Here is a 22,078-nt window from a genome sequence, read left to right on the forward strand (position 1 = left end):
TTCGTAAAAATAAAGCCATGGACGCAGCGTTATTTCCACGCTGCGACCCGTGGCTTTTGCTATTGAAGCGGTCTTGATGAACGCTGGGGATTTGCTCCCCTGACTTCTTCATTTCTGAGGCGGAAGCCGTTCAACCGAAGACATCATAAGAAGGATAAATTATTGAACAAGCAAAACCGATTTGCATATAGCTTTTATGACCGTACAGGCACGATCGGGCGAATGCCCACATACAATGAAAGGACTGGGAACCGAGCGCGATAAAAGACCGGTTGCATCGTATTCTTCAGGAGGTGTCCCCTGTGCCTGGACTGTTTACCGCAATTGCTTTGTTCATTAAAGAGTTGAGCCTTCTGGTATCGTACGTCAAAAACAACGCGTTTCCACAGCCGCTGACCGAAGAGGAGGAAGCCAAGCATCTGCTGCTGATGGCAGAGGGCGATTACAACTCCCGCAACAAGCTTATTGAACATAATCTTCGTTTGGTGGCCCATATCGTCAAAAAATTCGACAACACTGGCGAGGATCTGGAAGACCTGATATCCATAGGGACCATCGGCCTCATCAAAGCTATTGAGAGCTTCCGTCCCAATAAGGGGACAAAGTTGGCTACGTTTGCTGCCCGTTGTATAGAAAACGAGATCCTGATGCATTTGCGTTCGTTAAAAAAAAATCCGCAAGGACGTATCTCTCCATGATCCGATCGGAACGGATAAAGAAGGCAATGAAATCACCCTGATTGACATCCTCGGCACGGAAGCCGATGATATCGTGAACACCGTACAGCTCAAGATCGAAAAGAGCAAAATTTACCGCAATTTAGATATTCTGGATGCCCGGGAAAAGGAAGTTGTCATCGGGCGGTTCGGCCTGGAAGCGGGGGGAGAGGAGAGGACCCAGCGTGAGATCGCGAAGGAACTGGGCATTTCGCGCAGTTATGTTTCGCGGATTGAAAAGCGGGCTTTAATGAAGTTGTATCACGAATTTTACAAGAAAAAGTAAAGTCAACCACGCCATGGCGCCCGAAAAAGAGCTGTCATGGCGTGGTTTTCTAATGGCGCTGCTTTCATTTTTCCAGCTATATCCAAAGATGCAAGTACCATATCACCCCAAGCTGCTATCCATTGGAGTACTTTTTTTTCCTAATGGTCATGACCTCCCCGCTCGTCATGGCAAGCAGGTCATCCGGCGTTAATTGAAACACGGCTTTGGGATGTCCGGCTGCCGCCCAGATCGTCCGGTATTGCAAGAGGTCTTCATCGATGATCGTTTTAATGGTTTCCGAGTGCCCGATGGGGGCCACCCCTCCGATGACGAACCCCGTGCGTTCCCGAACGAAATCCGCATCCGCCTTAACCAGCTTGTCGTTCAGCCTTTTGGAGAGACCTTTCTCGTCAACGCGGTTCACCCCGCTTGCGACGACCAGAAGCGGCGAATCGGAACCGTTAAGCCGGAAAATAATCGACTTCGCGATTTGCGCGACTTCGCATCCGATGGCATCCGCCGCTTCTTGCGCCGTACGCGCTGTCCGGCAGCTCCACGACACGGTGGGCATACCCGGATTCAAACAGCAAATCCTGTACTCGCTGCGCGCTTTCTTTTAAATCAGCCATTTTGCATTTCCTCCGTGGTTTGATTGTGAAATAAATTCCTTTTAACCCTGTTTCAGTTCCAACGGCCCATGATGAACCGCATCCAGCAATGCGGCGTTGATGCCGTTCAAAAAAGCCAGGGCGCTTGCTTTGATAATATCCGTGTCCATGGCCCGGCCGGAGTAGGTTTTGCCTTGGTAATCGATGTGGATGTTCACCCGGCCGATCGCTTCTTTTCCTCTGGAGATGCTGTTGATTTTGTAATGCTTCAAGTGTACGTCCATGCCTGCCAAGGTTTTGATTACGCTGTAAAGGGCATCGATCGGACCGTCGCCGACCGCGCTTCCTCTCAAGGACTCGCCGTTCTTTTTCAATTCAACCGTTGCAGTCGGATGCATGTCGTTGGTCACGACCTGGAACGACCCCAGTTCGTAAAGCGGATGGCTGGTTTCAACCTGTTTCTGATGTTCGGTCACCAGATAAAACACGTCATGGTCGTATATTTCTTTTTTCAGGTCGGCCAAGGATAGGAACTTCTGGAACAGCTTCTCGAATTCTTCCGTATCGCCGCTGTCGAAGCCCATTTTTTCAACGGCATTTTTAAAGGCATGACGGCCGGAACGCGCGGTCAGGATCAACTCCATGCTCTCCGCGCCGACTTCCTCGGGCGACATGATTTCATACACGTTCTTGTCTTTAAGCAGTCCGTCCTGATGAATGCCGGAAGAATGGGCAAATGCGTTATCCCCGGTGATCGCCTTGTTGACCTGCACATCCAGTCCCGTCAGGTGGGTGAGCAGCCTGGAGGTCCTAAGCAGTTCCGTTGTTTTGATATTCGTTCTGCACTGATACCGGTTTTCTCTCACCTTCAGAGCCATCACGACTTCCTCCAGCGAGGTGTTTCCGGCCCTTTCGCCCAAACCGTTAATGGTGCATTCCACTTTTTTCGCGCCGTTTCGGATCGCGCTCAGCGTATTCGCCGTCGCCAATCCCAGATCGTTATGGCAGTGGACGCTAAGAATGACCTTGTCATTCAGGTTTTTCAACCGTTCGTTGATTCTTCGGATCAAATCGCCGAATTCCTCCGGCTCCGCGTATCCGACGGTATCCGGTACGTTGATGATGGTCGCCCCGGCTTTGACGACGGCTTCGATCGTGTTCCACAAGTATTCGAACTCCGATCTGGATGCATCTTCGGTAGAGTACTGCACATGCGGAAGCAGCGTTTTGGCGTATTTGACGGCATCGACTCCCATCTGCATGACCGCATCCCTGGAACGGTTGAATTTCTTTTCCACATGGATGTTGGAGGTGCCCAGCACGATATGGATAAACGGATCCTGGGCGATTTTAATGCTCTCATACACGGCATCGATATCGCTTTTTACGGCCCGGGCCAAAGCGGTGATCGATACGCTGTCGCCCGTGTTGCGGGCGATCTCCTGAACGGCCTCGAAATCCCCGGTCGAAGAAGCGGGAAAGCCGGCTTCGATCATGTCTACCTGGAGCCGCTTCAACTGCTGGGCAAACTCGATTTTTTGATGTACGTTCAATTTCGCGCCCGGAACCTGCTCTCCGTCCCGCAATGTCGTGTCAAGCATGATAATGTTGCGAAGCATTTGCAACTCCTCCTTGAATTTCGGTTGATATATATCAAGCGGGGTTGATTAAACCCGGAATTTAACCAACAAAAAAACCCCGTCTCTATGCATAGAGACGAGGTTTAACCCGCGGTACCACTCTAATTCATTTCAAAACATGCGAAATGATCTTTTTCGACGGCTGACACCATCTATCCTTGTAACGGCGGAACCCCGGCTTACCCTACATTGTCAGGCAGCTGCTCATAGACGAGTTCAAAGCGATCAACACTGCCGCTTCGCACCAACCAGCGGCTCTCTGAGAGGTCTTTTCACTTCTACTATTTCTAATCAACACATTTTGTTTTTGAAATTAATGGTTATTATATGCAACGCTATCGAATTTGTCAAACTTTGTTTTTATGTTTTGAGCTTGCTGCCGGGCTGATTAATACCAAAATTCATGTGAAATGGAATTTATTTACTCGAATCAATTCAGTGAGTTCTTAAGTGTTTAAGCACTTGATTCTTATTAAAACTCGTTTCGTGAAGATACAACACAATTTTATAACGATCAATTTATTACTAGCAAAGTTTGGGTAACGAGAGCGAATTCGTTAAAAAAATTGTTATTCTGATGAGCAGTTGACTAATCTTGCATCGCATTTAAAAAAATAACTGTATGTCCGAAAGAAAGCATTCGAAGCAATATTTGATGTGGAGTATTTTGGATTTAAAACGAAACAACATTTTATTGACAAATCATCATTTGCATATCTGCTTAAGGAAAAACAAAGCTACATTGATAAGAAGGAAGCATCACGGATATTAGGTATACAAAGAGATTCTGTCTCTCAACTTGTAGGCGCAGGGTTAACTCATTTTACAAAAAAAACGATTTCTCGACTCCAAAACCCAGTAGAATCAACAAACCCAGTCTAAAATGAAGTGTAGTTCTTAAAATCAAAAGTAACACTGCTACTATGCCGTTTAACTCATATGATTTTTCTTTGTACGTCTGACGCAGCCTTGTCTTTTTCATGAAATTTGACATTGACGCACAATGTGCATTATCATATCTTAAAGTAAACTAATGGTTTACTTTCAACACTGTAAGTATACAAAAAAAAGAGGTGGTTGCTATCGGAACGAAGGATCGGAAGGCTAAAGAAAAAGAAAGGCGAAGAAACGACATTATCGACGCTGCCGAGAAAGTGTTCTTCAGCAAGGGATACGATTCGGCGACAATGGATGATGTGGCCAAAGAGGCCGAGTTCAGTAAAAGAACGGTTTACGTTTATTTCAACAGCAAGGAACAAATTTACTTCGAGATTATGCTGAGAGGGTACAGGCTGTTGACTGATATGCTGGCGGCAACTTCTCAGGCACGATACAATTCGGCAATAGATCGTATTCAGCAAATAGGTAACACTCTTTTGGACTTCAGTACAAAATATCCAAAATATTTTGAAGCGATTATGGAGTATGAGAACGGCGAGTTAGATTTTGACAAAGGGATAACCGATCAGTCAAGAGAAGATTGCTACAAACAAGGAGAAAAAGTGATGCGTTACTTAATTGATGCTTTAAACGAAGGAATTGAACAAGGTGTTATTCGCAGCAGTATTAATACCGTAAGCACAGCCCTTGTTCTATGGGCATGCGTCATCGGCGTTTTTAAAACGGTGAAAAAAAAGAATAAGTATATCGAGCATTATCATCACAGAAGTCCTGACCAATTTATAGCTGAAGCCTTCGATTTGTTAACTCGTTCCATTCGATCAATTCGATCGGAGGATATTGAAAAATGAATCGGAAAGCGGTGAAGAAAAAGATGATCATCATCTTGGCGGGTATAATGACTTTGGCAGTTGCAGTTTTTGCTGTTCTGTTGTTATCAAGCGGAATTTTCACAAGCTCACGTTATTTGGAGCCTTGGGACAAGAACTACTCTATGCAGTTCGATGATCCTCGAATTCGTTTGGTTTCCCATGGAATATTGGCCGCGAACGGACATAATATGCAGCCTTGGAAAGTGCGGCTTGATCCGGATGATCCGCTAGTTTTCTACTTGTATGCAGATGCCGATCGATTAACGCCCGAAGTCGATCCTTTTGCACGCCAAACTTTGATTTCGCAAGGTGTATTTCTGGAATATGTCAAAATCGCCGGAGACAAGCTCGGCTATGAGACCAAGATGGCATTATTCCCGGAGGGGGATTATGATGAACAGAATTTGCTGGAAAGCATGAAGACGACGCCAGTTGCCAAAGTCGCGTTAACAAAAACCAGCCCTCAAACCAATGTACCGCTATATGATTACATGTTTTTACCGGATACAAACCGGGCTCCATATAAGGAGAATCAGTTGACGGACAAACAAATCAACGTACTGCAATCGATCCCAGCGGAAACCGATATTTCACTGCAAATTTTTCAATCTAAAAATGACGTAAATCGCCTGGGTCACTATGCGATCGAGGGGGCGAATATCGAAGCCGGCATCCATCGCATTAACGAAGAATCAGCTCAAATATTCCGATCCAACGAGTATCAGAAAAATAAATACCGCTACGGCTTTTCGCTTGAAGGCCAAGGAAATTCAGGTATCATGAAGCATATCATGCAGGGAATAATCACATTGATCCCATCTTTCAACAACGAGAAGGCCTCATCGGACTTATTAGTAAAATCGACACAGACCGCGATTGAACATACACCAACCTATGCAATGATCATTACACAGGATAATAGTCGAGTTCAGCAAGTTCTATCCGGAATGGTGTACAGCAGATTGAATTTGACTGCGCATAATCTAGGGATCGCCATACAGCCGACAAGCCAAGCACTCGAAGAATATCCGGAGATGGATACATTATATTCGGCTATTCATCAAGAGTACGCCCCGCATTTTGGTACGATCCAAATGTTCGTCCGGCTCGGCCTGCCGACTAAAGCTGCGCTGCCAACAATGCGCCGGGACGTCCTGGAAATCATCGAAACGGCCAAAGATTGATCATTGAGAGAGGCAATCGTGAATTGGATATAAAAACTACACGGAAACGCTGGTAGAGACTAGATATAGAGCTCAAGACTATACTGAGAGCTACAGCAAATAAGGTGTTGCCGAGATAATAGATGTCTTATGTAAACTAAAAACGAATCGAAACATGTAAGCACCTTCGATTTTTCTTGAGATATATCTAGGAAGATTTAATCTTGTTGCTATATCGTTTGCATTAGGACGAAGGCGTGAACACGTCATCCAGAGAATCTCCATCATGAACCACACGCAAATAAAATAAGCTGCTTCTGGTAAAGTACCCGAGGCAGCTTTTAGCATAGGCTTTATACAATGTCTACAAAATCGGTCTTGACCCTTTCTTGCGAAATGCTTGAAAGTGTTTTGATTTCTCCTACGTTATATGGTCAGTCACGATTGCTCAGAATTCCTTTATTTTTTTATTTGATTGATTCAAACTTTAAACTTTGTCTTCAGTTTTAGAGTTTATCAACATCCTCTGGTGTAGGCGATAGGACATACACCCATTGATCTTTGAAACCTTTTAAGTACACTTGAGTTTTAATTAAAGCATAAGTTAGTGCAAAGAATTCAATAGTGCATTTAAGTATATTCATTATATGGTCAGTTTTGTCTAACCCAGTAGTTAATATTAATTCGCTTAGAACTATTCCAATTGCATCTACAATGCCTTTCAATCCATCTGAGACAAAGAGAAGTACTTCTTGTGTACTTTCGACATTTTATACTACGCCGAGTGGATTAAAGACCGTTATGAGCTACAGTTTATTGACATATATCCTGTGGACGATAGCAACCCTTTCATTGTAGTTAGTGTTAGCGGCACAATGTTAGGGAATAAAAAAGCACGAGATCCTAAAGACAAAGTGATTTTCCAGTATGACTATTAACAACTGCCTGAGAGGGCTAAAATCAACTATACACATGTGTAGCTTTGAACATGGAGCCAATAAAGAAATGTTAGTTTGATCAAATTAACGCCTATCTGCTGATTTTCTCCTGCAAAAACTGAGTTATTGACTTGAGCCGGTCCATCAGGATATAGTGATAAAAAGCACTGAATAGTTATTAGCGATAAGAATGTGTCTTTGAAAGCGGGAACTTCGGTTCCTGTATTTGGAGCGCATTTTTTTTTCTGAATTCTTTTTGAACCACCTCTACAAAGGAAAGGATGAAAGCGATGTCGGATTCATCATCTTCCTTGCCGATCGGTAAGCTGTCCATACTGCTTGCGGTTCTTCAAGAGCATCCATGGAGGAAGGAGATTGAAAAGGAGCTGACCGAGCAGGGCTGCTTATTTACAATCGGCCGGGTTGGAGCGATGGATATTACCAAAGTCGTTGTCGCGATGGAAACCGCCGCCAAGAACAACCATATTATCGACAGTCAATCTTATCGCGAAGTGCATGCGGTATACCATGCCATTATTGAAGCCATCCAGGGATTGGGACGCGGCGTGTTTCAATTCGGGGATATCCTGCGCACCGTCGGGCTGACCTTTGCCATCGTCAGGGGGAAGATGGAGGGGACCGTAAAGCATAACGGCGAGTGGATTGCCGTCTGCGTGTACGGAACGATCGGAGCCCCCAAAAAGGGCTTTGAGCATGAAGCGATCGGATTCGGGTTTAATCATATTTAGAAGCCGGGGTTCATCTTTGGTCAAAAAATTTAAAATTGATGCAATCTTTATCGCTTTATACAGCTAGACAGCCCCTTCTGGCATTTAGTCATTAGTAATTTAGAAGCCGGTACCATTTTATTTGGTATGGGCTTTTTATATTACTCGTAAAGCAGGTGGACTGATGCAAACAACATCCGAAAAAAAAAGTAATGCTGAATGGCAGATCGTTAACGCTGGAACATGTGGTCCGGGTGGCGCGCGATTTTGCGAAAGTGGATATCGACGCGGATAGTCTCGGCAGAGTAAAACGTTCCCGCGAGTACGTGGAGAAGCTGCTGCAAGAGAAAAAAGTGGTCTACGGCCTTACCACAGGCTTCGGAAAATTCAGCGACACCTATATCGATGGCGAGGATGCAAAGCAACTGCAGCTTAATCTCATCCGCAGCCATGCGTGCGGAATAGGCGAGCCGTTTTCGCCTGAAGTCGTCAGAGCCATTATGCTGCTGCGCATCAATGCGCTTCTGCTTGGTTATTCCGGCATCCGGCCCGAGGTGGTGAAGCGGATGGCGGAAATGCTGAATCGGGGCGTCACGCCGGTCATTCCCGAAAAAGGATCGCTGGGTGCGAGCGGGGATCTCGCCCCTTTATCCCATTTGGCGCTTGTGCTTATCGGGGAAGGCGAAGCGTATTATGAAGGACAGCGGATGCCCGGCGGCCAGGCCATGGCCCTTGCGGGACTTAAGCCGGTCACGCTGGAAGAAAAAGAGGGGCTGGCGCTCATCAACGGAACGCAGGCCATGACCGCCGTTGGCGCCATCGCCTGTTACGATGCGATCAACCTGGCAAGATGGGCGGATTGCACCGCGGCCTTAACCGCTGAGTCGCTCCGGAGCGTAAAGGATGCTTTCGATCCGTTGACCCACATCATCCGGCCCCATCCTGGGCAGGCGGCGTCCGCCGGAAATATCCGAAAGCTTACCGAGGGCAGCGGCCTGTTGACTGCGCAGGGAGAGCTTCGCGTCCAGGATGCCTATTCGATTCGCTGCGCGCCGCAGGTTCATGGCGCGAGCCGGGACGCCCTAACTTACGTCAGGGAAAAGATAGAGATTGAAATGAATGCGGCCACGGACAATCCGCTCATATTTCCTGACGAGGACAGGGTGATATCCGGCGGAAACTTTCACGGCCAGCCCATCGCGCTCGCAGTGGATCACCTGTCGATTCTTTCATCCGAACTCGCAAACATCGCCGAGCGGAGAATCGAAAGGCTGGTGAATCCTCATCTGAACGAAGGCTTGCCGCCGTTCCTTACCCGAAACGGAGGGGTGCAGTCCGGTTTTATGATCGCCCAATATGCGGCAGCCGCGGTGGTGTCGGAGAACAAATCGCTGGCCCATCCGGCAAGCGTGGATTCGATTCCTTCTTCCGGAAATCAGGAAGACCATGTGAGCATGGGGACGATCGGTGCCCGCAAAGCCATGTTAATCGTGAACAATGCCTATTCCGTTCTTGCCATCGAGCTGTTGTGCGGCGCGCAGGCTGCGGATTACCGGGGGCCCGAGAAACTTGGCAGAGGAACCAAGTGGCTGTATGAACGCTGCCGGGAGCAAGCGGGGTTTGTGGATGAGGATCGGGCGTTATCCGATGATTTCAGGACCATTGCAGATTGGATGAAGCAAACGGATGTGCAAGCGGCTTTATCCGGAATCACGGACATTCAATAACTTTTGTGGGGGTTGAATAGGATGAATATGAAATCTGCTGCAAGAACCATACGCGCGCCGAGAGGAACGGAGCTGAATGCCAAGGGCTGGGTTCAAGAGGCGGCATTGCGAATGTTAATGAACAACCTGGATCCGGAGGTCGCCGAGCATCCCGACAAACTGGTAGTTTATGGCGGCATCGGCAAAGCGGCGCGGAACTGGGAGAGCTTTGATGCGCTGGTTGAAACCCTCAAGACCCTGGAGGAAAACGAAACGATGCTCGTGCAGTCGGGCAAACCCGTGGCCGTATTCCGAACGCATAAAAAATGCGCCGCGCGTGCTGTTGGCCAATTCCAATCTTGTCCCTGCGTGGGCTCACTGGGAGCATTTCCACGAGCTCGACCGGAAAGGGCTCATCATGTACGGACAGATGACGGCGGGAAGCTGGATCTATATCGGCAGCCAGGGCATCGTTCAAGGAACGTACGAAACGTTTGCGGAATGCGCTAGGCAGCATTTCGGCGGCAGCTTAAAGGGCACCATTACGGTCACCGCAGGCATGGGGGGCATGGGCGGCGCCCAACCGCTGGCGGTGACGATGAACGATGGCGTTGTCATCTGCGTCGACGTGGACCGCACCCGAATCGACAAACGGATCGAGACGCGTTATTGCGATACGGTCACGGAAAATCTGGATGACGCGATTGCCCTTGCCATAGACGCCAAGAATCAGGGGAAACCCTTATCGATCGGACTGGTCGGGAATGCGGCAGAGGTGCTTCCGATGATGCTGGACAAAGGGTTCATTCCCGATATTGTTACAGATCAAACGTCGGCCCATGATCCGTTAAACGGATATTTGCCAAAAGGCTTCACGCTTGAAGCCGGTAAAAAGCTCCGCCAGGATGATCCGGCCTTGTATATGAAGCTGGCGCGGCAAAGCATGGCGGAGCATGTACAGGCGATGCTGGAGCTGCAGAAGCAGGGTGCCGTCGCTTTTGACTACGGCAACAATATCCGTCAAATGGCTTACGATGAAGGCGTTATGCAGGCATTTGATTTTCCGGGGTTTGTTCCGGCCTATATCCGGCCTCAGTTTTGCGAAGGCAAAGGGCCGTTTCGCTGGGCGGCGCTGTCCGGCGATCCGGAAGACATCCTGAAAACGGACAGAGTTATTTTAGACACGTTCGCTCATAACGAGCATCTATGCAAATGGATCAGGATGGCGCAGGAAAAGATCGAATTCCAGGGCCTTCCTGCACGTATTTGCTGGCTTGGCTACGGGGAACGGGCCCGATTTGGACGCATCATTAACGACATGGTGGCGTCCGGCGAGTTATCCGCACCCATCGTGATCGGCCGTGACCATCTGGATGCGGGCTCCGTCGCTTCGCCTAACCGGGAAACGGAAGCCATGCGCGACGGAAGCGATGCCATTGCGGATTGGCCGATTCTGAATGCGCTTTTAAACACTGCGGCAGGGGCAAGCTGGGTATCGCTTCATCACGGCGGGGGCGTTGGCATGGGATACTCCATTCATGCGGGCATGGTTGTCGTGGCGGACGGAACGAAAGATGCGGAGGAGCGATTGGAACGGGTGCTGACCACCGACCCGGGCATGGGCGTGGTGCGCCATGCAGACGCCGGTTATCCGCTTGCCGTGGAAACGGCCAAGAAAAATGGCATAAGGATGCCCATGCTGGATGAGCGGGAGGGAGGTCTCTTATGATTTATATCCGGAAAGCGGCCCAGGTGGTTGCCGTCAGCGGCGGGACCACCGCCCCCAAGATACGGGATGACATGAGAGAGCTGAACGTGATCGAGAACGGCGGCGTTGTCGTCGAAGGGGAGCGCATTGTTTTTGTGGGCCCCGACGAAGAGGCGGAAGCATATGTAAAGGCGAATCGGAGCCAAGAGGAAGTTACGGTTATAAACGCTGAGGGCAAAACGGTCACCCCCGGCCTGATTGATCCGCACACTCATATCGTGTTTGCCGGGTCGCGTGAATTCGAACTGGGTCTGCGTCTGCAAGGGGCGACCTATATGGATATCTTGCGGGCAGGCGGCGGGATTTTGTACTCTACGGAACAGACCCGCAAAGCGGATGAACAGCAATTGATGGAGGAGACCGGAAAGCGCCTTGACCGATTCCTGGCGCATGGCGTGACGACGGTCGAAGCCAAGAGCGGATACGGGCTGCGACTGGAAGACGAATTGAAGCAGCTGCGGGTTGCCCGTTCCCTCAATCGGCTGCATCCCGTAGAGCTGGTGTCCACGTTTATGGGAGCGCATGCCGTGCCCCCGGAGTTTAAAGAGGCTCCGGAGGAATTCGTTCGCCTGATCGTCGAAGGGATGATCCCGGCCGTGGCGGAGCAAGGACTCGCGGAATACTGCGACGTATTTTGCGAAGAGGGCGTGTTTACGCCGGATCAAACCAGGGATATTTTGCGCGCGGGAATGAAGTTTGGGCTCAAGCCGAAGGTACACGCGGATGAAATCGTGCATTCCGGCGGTGCGGAACTGGCCGCGGAACTCGAAGCCGTCTCGGCGGAGCATTTGCTTCAAGCTTCCGAGGGAGGAATTCGGGCTATGGCGGAGAAGGGGGTCATCGCCGTTCTTTTGCCCGGTACGGCTTTCTATTTGATGACGACCCCGGCCGATGCCCGGAAGATGATCGATGCGGGCGTCCCCGTTGCGCTGTCGACGGACTGCAATCCGGGATCAAGTCCCACGGTTTCGCTGCCTTTCATCATGAACCTGGCCTGTCTGACGATGCGGATGACCCCGGAGGAAGCGTTGACAGCTTGCACTATCAACGCCGCCCATGCGATCGGCCGCGCAGAACGGATCGGCAGCATCGAGCCCGGTAAACAGGCGGACATCGTCATTTTCGATGCCCCGAACTATATGTTTCTGCAGTACCACTATGCCGTAAATTTGACGGATACCGTGATCAAGAAAGGCATCCCCGTGATTGCGGGGGGGGAAAGTCAAAGCATAGACCCCGATGCCCAAAGAACCGCATGCCGGCAAAGCATGCGGTTTTTTTTTTGGCCATAGCTTCGGTCCGTCTTAATGGCTTGCATGCCGGAACCCCGATTTCCGGTATTCGGCGGGCGTCAGGCCGAAATGCTTTTTAAAGGTTCTGCTGAAGTGCGAATAATCGGTGAACCCGACCTGATAGGCGATTTCCACGGCAGGGGAGGTGTCCTGCTCAAGCAGCTCCGCGGCTTTTTCCAACCGGGTCTGAACGAGATATTTAACAAAATTGATATTCATTTCTTCTTTGAAGGAACGGCTCAGATAAGCGACGGACATCCCCAGTTCGGCGGCCACTCTCGGCAGGGAAAGCTCTTCATCGGCATAATGCTCTTTAATGTATTCCGTCGCCTTTAAAATATTATGGCGCGCCCCCAAATTCCGGGACCCTTTGATCTCGGAAATCATGGAAGCGACGGCGCTTTGAAGATGGGCCACGCACAAATCCTCACGGGCCGGCCAGCCGGACGCATCCCGCCGGGATTCGGATAAAGCGAAGGATCTGTCGTTCAGGTTTTCTTCGACCCATCCAATCAAACCGGAGGCGAACCTGGGAAAGGCCAGTTCTTCCGTTTCCCGCTCCTCATAATGCGCGCAGGCTCTCGAGATCACCGCCGTCGCCTCCGTTTGATCCGTGCTCCAAATCGCCGAGGCCAGCTCTTTCGCCAGCTCCTGGTATTTTACCAGCCAACCGCTCTGCCGAATCAAGCGCTCTTCGTCCTTTTTTTAACTGTTCATAAACGATGGAAAGCGATTCCAAAAATTGATCGGGGTCGACCGGCTTGAGCAAAAAGTTGGACACGCCGTACCGGATGGCCTGCTGCGCGTACTCGAAATGGTCGTAACCCGACAATATGATAAAGCGGATTCCGTTTCGCCGCTGTTGCGCTGCCCCGATAAAGGCAAGACCGTCCATCCGCGGCATCCGGATATCCGTAACGACAATATCTGGACAGCTGCCGTCAAGCAGTTCCAGCGCTTCCTCCCCATCCTCGGCTTCCCCCGTGACGATAATATCGAGACCGGAGGTTTCAACGAGTTTTCTCAAACTCAAGTGAATCATATATTCATCATCGATGATCATTAAACGGTACATGGCCAATCCTCCTCTTCCTTCAGACGGCATGGCAGCCGGATTTCAAAACAAGTCCCCTGGCCGGGGGCGGATTCGACGATGCGCAGTCCATAGTCCGAGCCGAAGGCAAGCCGCAGCCGCTGATGCACGTTCAATAGTCCGATGCCCGAGGTAACGGTGTCCCCGGTTGAAGCAGCTGCTTGAAGATCCCCGTCGCTAAACCGGTCAAGGAACCGTTCCCGGGTCTCTTCGCTCATTCCTATGCCGCGATCGATAACGAGAACGGAGAAATAGCCTTGCTCCGGTTTTCCCATCACCCCGATATAAGTCGGTTTTTGACCATGATAACCGTGAATGAACGCGTTCTCGACCAGAGGCTGCAAGGTCAGGCGGACGGTAGAAATATGACGGCCCCAGTATTCATCCATATGGATATCCACTTCCAAATGCCGGAAGCGTGCCTGCTGGATCGTCAAATACGAGCGGATATGCGTCAGTTCCTCGTGCAGGGAGACGATCTGCCCCGCGTTCCCGGTGTTGTAGCGGAACATGTGCGCAAGCGCGCCCGTCATCCGGCTGATGTCCCGGTTGTTTTCCATGATGGCATGAGAGTTGATAATTTCAAGAGAGTTATATAAAAAGTGCGGATTAATATGCGATTGCATGGATTGCAGCGCGGATTCCTTTTGTTTGATAATCAGTTCCTGCTCCTTCAGCTTGGAGGAATGGACCTCTTTGACAAGCCGGTTCAGTTCGCCCACCATTTTGAAAAAGCTCCGGTATACCAAACCGATCTCGTCCTTCCGCCGGCTGTTGGAGTGGGAACGTATCGTAAAGTCGCCGTTCTCCACATGCGCCATGAGCTTTTGGAGGAAGGTGAGGGATCGGGACAAAAAAAAGCGAATAACCGCCTACGACCGAGAGGGTGATGCCGACAAGGATTACCGCCGCAATCAGCGAAAGGTTTCGCAAATGGATCAGATTGCCGATGACCTTGCGGAGCGGGATGTCGGCAATCACGATCCAATCGGTTATTTGGGAATTTTCGTAAATGACCAGCGTTTCATCGGATGCCGGTCCGTGACGAAAATACCCCGAATTCCCTTCATGCATTCCTTTCATCACCTCCTGCGGAATCCGGGTACCGGTAAGCGAAGCTTCCGGATGGTACACGATATCGCCGTTCCGGGATGCAATCCATACGGTAAACCCGCCGGGGGTGGCGTTGTTGGATATGCTTTCGATCTGCCGGAGGTTCAAATCGACGATGAGAAGGCCTTTATACAAATACGAAGTGCTGCTGTGGAGCTTGCGGGCAACGGTGAGCACAGGGGTCGAGCCAATTTTGCCGACGCCCAGGACTTGATAGTTGTCCATGGATTCCATCTGCTGAAGATAATTTAAATTGCGGGTGCGTACATCTTTCATGTTGACGGGGGTTTCGGCTCTGCTGAAGTCCGTAATTTGCCTCTGGTTATCCGCGACCAGGGACATGCCGATAATATCGGATCTGCCGTAAATCATTTGCGCGAACAGGTCATCCTCCACTTTTTCGGAGATGGTATAGTACTGGAACGGCGTCAAAGCCGGGGCGTCGAGCAGCTGCTGAATCTGAGGGTGGTTGACGAAAGGATACGTCGAATTTTCCAGGCTGGATATGTACAGGTCGAGGTATTCGTTTGTCTGATTGATAATGCTTTTATTGGTGGCGATCGCCGACTGCTCGATCGTTTCCGTCGAGGAGGCATACCAAAGCCAGCTCATCATGGATACAGGAATGCCGATACCGAAAACAATTAACAGCATCAAGCGGCGGTTGATCGAAAGGGAGGGTTGGAATAACGAGCTTATCCTCAAATCTGGTCACATCCCTGTTCATTTATTGCATCACTGTATGGAACATTGTAGCAAAAAAATATCAAGTTGTAAATAAAAAACTCATGTCAGGTTCAGGCAAAGTTGATTATACTTACTTGCAATGAAAGCGCTTTACAAACAAATGAAACAGGCGTTAAGGAAAGGGGAAGGGACGAAAAAACGAAAAAATTCATGCAAGCGAACCAAACATAAAAAAAAGATCGCACGAGAGATATGAAAGGGGATGAAGGTATGAAAAAGATAGCATGGTCGAAAGGTTGGATTGTCGCGGTATTGATGATCGCGCTTGTGGCGGCAGGGTGCTCCAACGGGGGCGGTGCCGGACAGACAGCGGATGGGGGAGGCCAAGCCGCCTCCGGGGAGACCAAGGAGCCGAAGACCGCGGGGGAGAAAGTTGAAATTACGCTGGGTTACTACTCTGACGGAAAGTCCGACGCCAAAATGAAACAGCTGATCGATGCATTCATGGAAAAGCACCCCAATATCAAAGTATCTCCGCAAAGCGCGCCTTACGGCCAGTTTTTTCAAAAGCTGGATACGCAGATCGCAGCCGGAAAAGCGCCCGATGTATGGTTGTCCGACGGCGTGTACGTGATGAAATATGCGGAGCGCGGCGCGGTAAGGGATCTGTCGGAATGGATTGCGAAGGACCTGAACAAAGATGAATATTACGGGCTTGATTTCAACAAGGATTCGAGCGGAAAGTACTGGGGGGTTCCGCAAGGCATTCAGGTGGCCGCCCTGTACTATAACAAGGATATGTTCGATAAAGCCGGCGTAGCCTACCCGACGGAAGATTGGACTTGGGAGGATTTGAAGGCGGCGGCCGCCAAACTGACCGTTGACGCCAAGGGAGCGACGGCGGATCAAGCCGGATTTGATCCGGCTAACGTAAACCAGTTCGGCCTGACCTTTTTCAGCATAACCGAAGGCTGGTTCTCGCTTTTGAAATCCTACGGCGGCGGGGTGATCGATCCATCCGGGCAAAAGTCGATCATTCAGTCTCCCGGAAACAAGGCGGCGTTCGAATGGATCGTTGACGGCATGAAAAAGGGAATCATTACGGATCCGGTGGATTTGAAGAGCTTCCAAAGCGCTACGGCGGTGTTCCCCAGCGGCTCCGCGGCCATGAGGATCGGGATCTATGCCCGGGTGCTTGCGGCCAACGAGGCGGGTCTGAATTATGACGTTACCCTGCTGCCGAAAGGACCTGAGGGCAAGCGGGTGTCGCCGGTCATCGCCAATTCGTGGGTCATCAATCAAAAATCAAGCGATGCCGAGGCGCAGGCTGCCTGGGAATGGGTGAAATATTGGGCTACGGAAGACGATGTGCAAAAGCAGTGGGCAGAGCTGGGGGAAGCGGTCCCCGTTAAAAAATCGGTTGCCGAGTCCGACGTGTTCTTGAAGTTCAGCGACCGTCCATCCAACCGTCAGGCTTTCCTGGACAGCCTGAAATTCGCGGAAACGCTCGATATGAATGCCGTTTGGGAAGAGTGGGTCGACAAATTCAACGAAAACGCCCTGCGCGCATTTCTCGGAGAAGCTTCCATCGATGAAGCGCTGGCGGGAGCGGATAAAGACGTGCAGCGCGTGCTCGATGATTTCTACAAGAAATAATAGATGAATCTTTGAAAGGCGGGATCGAAATGAGCCGTGTCATCAGCGAGAAACCGAGCGTGCCTGGAATACCGGCTCGGAAAAGACGCAAATCGTACCAAGCCGAGGGGAGATGGGGCCTGCTCATGGTCTCCCCTTATTTACTGCATTTTATCGTATTTGTCGCAGGGCCGCTGGCCGCATCGTTGTATTTCAGCTTGTCCGAGTACGATATGCTGAACCCGCCCAAATGGAACGGACTTGAGAATTATAACCGGCTGTTCGGCGATGAACTGTTCTGGAAATCCCTTTGGAACACCTTGTATTTTGCCGTTCTGTTTGTTCCCCTCCAAACGATCCTCGCTCTGGTATTGGCGGTTGTGCTGAACCAGAAGCTCAAGGGGCTCAAGCTGTTCCGGATGGCGCATTTTATCCCGGTCATATCTTCCTGGACCGTGATTCTGTACGTGGCGGACGCCATCTTTAATCCGAGGTTCGGTTTTGCGAACGCGATATTGAACAAGCTCGGCCTGGAACCCCAACGCTGGCTTCAGGATGCAGACCTTGCGATTCCGCTCCTTGTCCTGATCGCGGTATGGAAGGGCGTCGGATACATTATGGTGATCTATCTTGCCGGTTTGCAAAGCGTCCCCGGCGATTTGTACGAAGCATCCGAAATCGACGGGGCGGGCGCATTCCGGAGGTTTACCCGAATCACGCTGCCGATGATATCGGGGACGACGTTTCTGGTCATTATTTTGAGCACCATCTCCACCTTTCAGGCCTTCGAACAGATTTACGTTCTGACGGGGGGAGGCCAGATTGGGGCAGCGGGGGGCCCAAACCATTCGACATTGGTCCTAATGCTGTATCTGTACCGCGAAGGGTTCACTTATATGCGCATGGGCTATGCGTCCGCCCTGTCGTGGGTGCTGTTCATGATCCTGTTCGTGCTTACGCTGATCCAGCTGTCGCTGCAGAAAAAATGGGTGCATTACCAGTGAGGGAGCCGCTTCGACAGCCGTGCTCTCTTTGGAAAGGAGGATTCCGATGAAACACAGGAGATGGGTCCGGGGACTGGGCTATGCGGCCATCATCATGAGCTCGCTGATCATGATCGTTCCTTTTTTGACCGCGGTCATGAACTCATTGAAAACGTACAAGGAATACACCTCGGTTCCCCCCAAATGGATACCTGACGCTTTTCAGTGGTCGAATTACTCCGAGGTGCTCGGCTTGGGAAGCTTCGGCCAATATATCGGCAACAGTTTTTTATGTGTCCCTGTTATCGGTGGCCGGTTCGCTGCTGTCCTGCTCCATGGTCGGATATGCGTTTGCGAGGCTCCGGTTTCCGCTGAAAAACGCGCTCTTCGTCATGGTTCTCGGAACGATGATGATTCCGCCGGTGGTCATCATTATCCCGCATTTTATTATTTTCAATCATTTGAACATGCTCGATACGCTGACCCCGCTGTGGGTGATCGAATGGCTGGCCCAGCCCTTCGGCATCTTTCTGATGAGGCAGGCCTTTCTGAATATACCGAAGGAGTATGAGGAGTCCGCCAAAATGGAAGGATGCAATCCGTTTCAAATTTATGCGAGGATTTTCCTGCCGATGACCTTGCCGACGCTGGCTACGCTTGCCATCTTTACGTTTATGGGAAAATGGAACGAAATTTTGTCGCCCGTCATTTATCTGACGAGCAATGAGAAATTTACGCTTCCCGTCGGCATTCTCTCGCTGGGCGGCCAATGGGTAGGCAACGAGCAGCTGATGGTGGCGGCCGCTTGATCAGTCTCGTCCCGATTTTGCTGGTTTTTTTTGTTCGCCGAGAAATATTTTGTGCAAAATCATGCTTCGTCGGGGATTAAGTAATCCCTGCTTTTGGATGAAATCAGACTTTGAACTGGGGAGGCAAACGGAATGAAAATTGCGGCATTCAGCGGTTCCTTGATGGATTGCGGCATTCGGGAAGCGATGGAAATCACGGCCAAGCTTGGCCTGGAAGGAATAGAAATCGCCTGCAGGGAGCCGCACCTGACACCGGTTTCCACGGCGCGGCATGTTATGGAAATCGGCAGGTTTGCCGAGGAATACGGACTTTCCATTCCCGCGCTCGCCGGATACGCCGGCCATTTCAGCGAACGCAGCGACGGGGAATGCGAGCAGGCGCTGGACGATTTCCGGAGGCTGCTTGAACACGCTTCGCTTCTTAAAAGCGATAACATACGCATTTTTCAGGGCGGACCCCATGCTTTTATGGCGGATGAGACGCACTACGAGAGGGCCGCGCTCTGGCTGCGAAAATGCTCGGAAGAAGCTCGCCGATACGGAAAAACGATCCTCTTGGAAATTCATAATGCCAGTCTGGTGGAAACGCCGGATGCCGCGATCAAACTCCTGGACATGATCGGAGAGGACAATATCGGCATGATTCACGATGCGGGCAATATGTATATTACCGATACCGATTATGGAAAAGAATCCGTACGGCAGCTGGGCTCCCGGCTTACGCATGTGCATGTGAAGGACGAGAAGCGGATACCGTCAGCGGGAGCGCCGGGCACGTTTGCGAACCGCACAAGGCATGGGATGGAGCATTTTCTGCAGTGCAGGCTGGGGGAAGGGGAAGTCGATCATCGCGAATTGTTTGAAGCTTTGATCGAGAACGGTTATTCGGGATGGATCACGCTGGAATGCGCCGCCCCGTTTCCTCCGGTGGAAAGATTGGCGTACGATTTTGAAGTGGTGAAGCGCTGGCTGAGGGAAACGGCTCTAGGGAAGGAGGCGAATAGCGGCAATGGCTAAAATGAATTTTTCAATCATCGGCTGCCAGCATGCGCACATCGGCATTTTTATAGAAGAGATGCTGTCTATTGGTCATCACTGCACGGGAATTTACGAGCCGGACAACCGCCTTTTGGCAGAGCATTTGGCGCAAAAATATGGGCTCCCTCTTGCCGGGGATCCCGAAACGCTGCTGGCTGCCGACGTGGTCGGCTGCGCCTCGGTAAACCAGGAAAAGATGGACGTGATCGAGCTGTGCGAGCGGCATGGCAAGCCGATCATGATCGATAAACCGGCGGTAACGTCCCGTGAGGGGCTGGATAGGCTGCGCCGCGTGTTTGAGCGCGGTCGGATCCAGGTCGGCATGCTGCTTACCGAACGGTTCCGTCCGGAGATCCGGCTGGCCAGGGAATGGATCGAAAGAGGGGAGCTCGGCGAGCTTGTGCATATCTCCATGCGGAAGCCGCACCGGTTGAACCCGGAAAGCCGTCCGGCCTGGCATTTTTCCAAAGATCAATCCGGCGGCATTATCATAGACTTGCTGGTCCATGATTTCGATTTGCTTCGTTTCTTCACCGGGCAGGAAGTGTCTTCGTCAAGCGGCTTTATGTCCAAGAGCATGTTGCCGGAGCACCCGACGTTTTTATGATGCCGCCGGCTTGCAGGTCGTCATGGATCAAGGGATAACCGCCCAGCTGTATGCCGATTGGCACACTCCGCCGACATGCTGGACCTGGGGAGACGGAAGGATTTTTCTGACGGGAACCCGGGGAACCGCCGAGATCAGACTGGAGGGGGATCCTTTTCTGGGCCAAGGCGGCGTGGCGTTATATATGAATGCCGAAAAAGCGTGGACCCGAGCCGAAGGCATTGATGCCTTGGCCGAAACTTACGCTTCAATCACGGAAGATTTTTTAAGCCGAATCACCGGCGGCCCGCATGTTCTTAGTCATCGGGACATCCTTGCCGCGACCGAAGCCACCATAGCTGCGGATCAAACGGCAGAACGGATATGCAAAATTTAAGGCTCCCGGCTTCGTGTATTTAAGGGCTGGCCTTTCATCATATAAAAGGAGGATCGGTCATCATGAATTCCAAAGAAACAAAGGTAAGATTCGGCATCGTCGGCTGCGGCATCATTGCGGATGTCCATGCCCGGGCCATTCAAAATAACGGTCATGCCGAGCTGGCAGCGGTGTACGACCGCGATAGGGAGAAAGCGGTCGGTTTCTGCGTCAAATATCCGGCTGAAGTATGCGGCAGCTATGATGAGCTGCTCTCCCGCAAGGATGTCGACGTTATATGCATATGTACTCCCAGCGGTCTTCACGCAGAACAAACGAAGATGGCAGCGAAGGCGGGGAAACATGTTTTTGCCGAAAAGCCGCTGGCGATCAGGCTTGAAGATGTTGATGACATGGTTTCATCGTGCCGCGAGCAGGGGGTTATCCTGTCCACCGTGTTTCCGAGGCGCATGTCTCCCCAAGCCCGGTATGCCCGCCGGTTGATCCGGGAAGGAAGGCTTGGCAGTCTCAGCCTCTGCTCAGCCTACGTGAAAATTTACCGCAGCCAGGAGTACTACGACAGTGCGGGGTGGCGCGGTACCTGGGACATGGACGGCGGGGGAGCCATGATGAACCAGGGGATCCATACGGTCGATCTGCTTCAATGGCTGGCCGGACCCGTGGCTTCGTTATGCGGCCGTGCACGGGCGGTGCTCCGTGATATTGAGGTGGAGGATACGGCGCTTGCCATGCTGCGGTTTGAGAGCGGAGCAATGGGGGTACTGGAAATGACGACTACCGCTTATAACGGCAAAGGACAGCGGCTGGAAATCCACGGGGAAAAAGGAACGCTCGTCATGGAGGAGGATACGATCGTCGCTCTCGATATCGAGAATGAAACGGTGGAGCTTCCCGATTTCGAACCGTTCCGGGTCATTCCGGACGGCCATGGGAAACAGATAGCCGATATGGTAAGAGCGGTTCAGGGCGAAGAGGTAGAGCTCATTACCGGAGAGGACGCAAGGCATTCCCTTGAAATCATACTCGGAACTTATGCTTCGTCCGAGAGCGGGAAGGAAATGGTGTTCTCAAGCTAGATCCGATAACGATAAAAAGCCTAATGCGCCGGCTTGTAAAGCTGTGGCATTAGGCTTTTATG

The 22,078-nt window shown here is 51.0% G+C and carries 17 protein-coding genes, 3 pseudogenes and 1 other annotated feature; of the genes and pseudogenes, 14 read left to right on the forward strand and 6 right to left on the reverse strand.

From position 1 onward, the window contains the following. Positions 1-302 precede the first annotated feature (302 nt). Positions 303-1,002: pseudogene (sigK, locus tag XI25_RS27470) on the forward strand (RNA polymerase sporulation sigma factor SigK). Positions 1,003-1,117: 115 nt separating this feature from the next. Here the strand turns inward: sigK and XI25_RS27475 are convergent. Both XI25_RS27475 and XI25_RS27480 read right to left on the reverse strand, forming a co-directional pair. Continuing rightward, positions 1,118-1,567, reverse strand: coding sequence for a YbaK/EbsC family protein (locus XI25_RS27475; protein WP_235440462.1), 450 nt, complete (start codon positions 1,565-1,567; stop codon positions 1,118-1,120). A gap of 87 nt (positions 1,568-1,654) precedes the next feature. Next, positions 1,655-3,211: a 2-isopropylmalate synthase gene (locus XI25_RS27480; RefSeq protein ID WP_046681073.1), complete on the reverse strand. Its 1,557-nt coding sequence runs from the start codon at positions 3,209-3,211 to the stop codon at positions 1,655-1,657. Positions 3,212-3,301: 90 nt separating this feature from the next. After that, positions 3,302-3,536 (reverse strand) — a binding site (T-box leader). Between the two features lie 769 nt (positions 3,537-4,305). Here XI25_RS27480 and XI25_RS27485 point away from each other — a divergent pair. The 6 genes and pseudogenes from XI25_RS27485 (at position 4,306) to hutI (ending at position 12,599) form a co-directional block, all read left to right on the forward strand. After that, positions 4,306-4,983 (forward strand): TetR/AcrR family transcriptional regulator, encoded by a 678-nt coding sequence (locus tag XI25_RS27485; protein ID WP_235440463.1) that lies wholly within the window; start codon positions 4,306-4,308, stop codon positions 4,981-4,983. Beyond that, entirely contained in the window at positions 4,980-6,188 is a 1,209-nt protein-coding gene (locus tag XI25_RS27490; RefSeq protein ID WP_046681074.1) for an Acg family FMN-binding oxidoreductase, read from the forward strand. Before XI25_RS27485 ends, XI25_RS27490 begins: the two co-directional genes overlap by 4 nt. Positions 6,189-7,395: 1,207 nt before the next feature. Continuing rightward, on the forward strand, positions 7,396-7,854 hold the full coding sequence (gene hutP / locus XI25_RS27500) for a hut operon transcriptional regulator HutP (protein WP_046681076.1): 459 nt from the start codon (positions 7,396-7,398) through the stop codon (positions 7,852-7,854). A 191-nt stretch (positions 7,855-8,045) separates the two neighbouring features. Then, positions 8,046-9,560, forward strand: coding sequence for a histidine ammonia-lyase (gene hutH, locus XI25_RS27505; RefSeq protein WP_046681077.1), 1,515 nt, complete (start codon positions 8,046-8,048; stop codon positions 9,558-9,560). 27 nt (positions 9,561-9,587) lie between these two features. Beyond that, positions 9,588-11,268: pseudogene (hutU, locus tag XI25_RS27510) on the forward strand (urocanate hydratase). After that, positions 11,265-12,599, forward strand: a complete 1,335-nt coding sequence (gene hutI, locus XI25_RS27515) for an imidazolonepropionase (protein ID WP_046681078.1) — start codon at positions 11,265-11,267, stop codon at positions 12,597-12,599. The pseudogene hutU and the gene hutI overlap by 4 nt, the downstream one beginning before the upstream one ends. A 12-nt stretch (positions 12,600-12,611) precedes the next feature. Here the strand turns inward: hutI and XI25_RS36595 are convergent, their stop codons facing one another. From XI25_RS36595 to XI25_RS35520, 4 genes are all read right to left on the reverse strand, one after another. Further along, complete coding sequence (locus XI25_RS36595) at positions 12,612-12,986, reverse strand: AraC family transcriptional regulator (RefSeq protein WP_327204869.1); 375 nt, start codon at positions 12,984-12,986, stop codon at positions 12,612-12,614. A gap of 175 nt (positions 12,987-13,161) precedes the next feature. Beyond that, a complete protein-coding gene (locus XI25_RS35510; protein WP_235440464.1) occupies positions 13,162-13,674 on the reverse strand; it encodes a response regulator in 513 nt (170 codons plus the stop codon). Then, a complete protein-coding gene (locus tag XI25_RS35515; protein WP_235440465.1) occupies positions 13,662-14,417 on the reverse strand; it encodes a sensor histidine kinase in 756 nt (251 codons plus the stop codon). Before XI25_RS35515 ends, XI25_RS35510 begins: the two co-directional genes overlap by 13 nt. Continuing rightward, the gene (locus XI25_RS35520; protein WP_235440466.1) at positions 14,302-15,510 is read right to left on the reverse strand and encodes a cache domain-containing protein; all 1,209 of its coding nucleotides are present in this window, start codon (positions 15,508-15,510) and stop codon (positions 14,302-14,304) included. The genes XI25_RS35515 and XI25_RS35520 overlap by 116 nt, the downstream gene beginning before the upstream one ends. Before the next feature lie 252 nt (positions 15,511-15,762). Here XI25_RS35520 and XI25_RS27530 point away from each other — a divergent pair, with 252 nt between their 5' ends. The 7 genes and pseudogenes from XI25_RS27530 (at position 15,763) to XI25_RS27555 (ending at position 22,016) form a co-directional block, all read left to right on the forward strand. Then, entirely contained in the window at positions 15,763-17,148 is a 1,386-nt protein-coding gene (locus XI25_RS27530; protein ID WP_046681079.1) for an ABC transporter substrate-binding protein, read from the forward strand. A gap of 29 nt (positions 17,149-17,177) precedes the next feature. Further along, positions 17,178-18,131 (forward strand): carbohydrate ABC transporter permease, encoded by a 954-nt coding sequence (locus XI25_RS27535; RefSeq protein WP_046681080.1) that lies wholly within the window; start codon positions 17,178-17,180, stop codon positions 18,129-18,131. Between the two features lie 46 nt (positions 18,132-18,177). After that, a pseudogene (locus XI25_RS27540) lies at positions 18,178-19,003 on the forward strand (carbohydrate ABC transporter permease). A 48-nt stretch (positions 19,004-19,051) separates the two neighbouring features. Continuing rightward, positions 19,052-19,936 (forward strand): sugar phosphate isomerase/epimerase family protein, encoded by an 885-nt coding sequence (locus XI25_RS27545; RefSeq protein WP_046681081.1) that lies wholly within the window; start codon positions 19,052-19,054, stop codon positions 19,934-19,936. Then, positions 19,929-20,564: a Gfo/Idh/MocA family protein gene (locus XI25_RS35525; protein WP_235440467.1), complete on the forward strand. Its 636-nt coding sequence runs from the start codon at positions 19,929-19,931 to the stop codon at positions 20,562-20,564. The genes XI25_RS27545 and XI25_RS35525 overlap by 8 nt, the downstream gene beginning before the upstream one ends. Before the next feature lie 22 nt (positions 20,565-20,586). Further along, positions 20,587-20,940, forward strand: coding sequence for a hypothetical protein (locus XI25_RS35530; RefSeq protein WP_235440468.1), 354 nt, complete (start codon positions 20,587-20,589; stop codon positions 20,938-20,940). Positions 20,941-21,002: 62 nt separating this feature from the next. Continuing rightward, positions 21,003-22,016 carry a Gfo/Idh/MocA family protein gene (locus tag XI25_RS27555; RefSeq protein ID WP_046681082.1) on the forward strand — a complete coding sequence of 338 codons (1,014 nt, stop codon included), beginning with the start codon at positions 21,003-21,005 and terminating at the stop codon, positions 22,014-22,016. Positions 22,017-22,078: the final 62 nt, after the last annotated feature.

The sequence above is a fragment of the Paenibacillus sp. DMB20 genome (genome assembly GCF_000987955.1).
GTDB lineage: Bacteria > Bacillota > Bacilli > Paenibacillales > Paenibacillaceae > Paenibacillus_AQ.

What these genes read in the sequence shown, in the direction of transcription:
- XI25_RS35525 (WP_235440467.1), top strand. Translation starts at nt 19,929, where the DNA reads ATGGCTAAAATGAATTTTTCAATCATCGGCTGCCAGCATGCGCACATC.
- XI25_RS27535 (WP_046681080.1), top strand. Translation starts at nt 17,178, where the DNA reads ATGAGCCGTGTCATCAGCGAGAAACCGAGCGTGCCTGGAATACCGGCT.
- XI25_RS36595 (WP_327204869.1), bottom strand. Translation starts at nt 12,986, where the DNA reads ATGATTTCCGAGATCAAAGGGTCCCGGAATTTGGGGGCGCGCCATAAT.
- hutI (WP_046681078.1), top strand. Translation starts at nt 11,265, where the DNA reads ATGATTTATATCCGGAAAGCGGCCCAGGTGGTTGCCGTCAGCGGCGGG.
- XI25_RS27530 (WP_046681079.1), top strand. Translation starts at nt 15,763, where the DNA reads ATGAAAAAGATAGCATGGTCGAAAGGTTGGATTGTCGCGGTATTGATG.
- XI25_RS35515 (WP_235440465.1), bottom strand. Translation starts at nt 14,417, where the DNA reads ATGGTGGGCGAACTGAACCGGCTTGTCAAAGAGGTCCATTCCTCCAAG.
- XI25_RS27555 (WP_046681082.1), top strand. Translation starts at nt 21,003, where the DNA reads ATGAATTCCAAAGAAACAAAGGTAAGATTCGGCATCGTCGGCTGCGGC.
- XI25_RS27545 (WP_046681081.1), top strand. Translation starts at nt 19,052, where the DNA reads ATGAAAATTGCGGCATTCAGCGGTTCCTTGATGGATTGCGGCATTCGG.
- hutH (WP_046681077.1), top strand. Translation starts at nt 8,046, where the DNA reads ATGCTGAATGGCAGATCGTTAACGCTGGAACATGTGGTCCGGGTGGCG.
- XI25_RS35530 (WP_235440468.1), top strand. Translation starts at nt 20,587, where the DNA reads ATGGATCAAGGGATAACCGCCCAGCTGTATGCCGATTGGCACACTCCG.
- XI25_RS27490 (WP_046681074.1), top strand. Translation starts at nt 4,980, where the DNA reads ATGAATCGGAAAGCGGTGAAGAAAAAGATGATCATCATCTTGGCGGGT.
- XI25_RS35510 (WP_235440464.1), bottom strand. Translation starts at nt 13,674, where the DNA reads ATGTACCGTTTAATGATCATCGATGATGAATATATGATTCACTTGAGT.
- hutP (WP_046681076.1), top strand. Translation starts at nt 7,396, where the DNA reads ATGTCGGATTCATCATCTTCCTTGCCGATCGGTAAGCTGTCCATACTG.
- XI25_RS27480 (WP_046681073.1), bottom strand. Translation starts at nt 3,211, where the DNA reads ATGCTTCGCAACATTATCATGCTTGACACGACATTGCGGGACGGAGAG.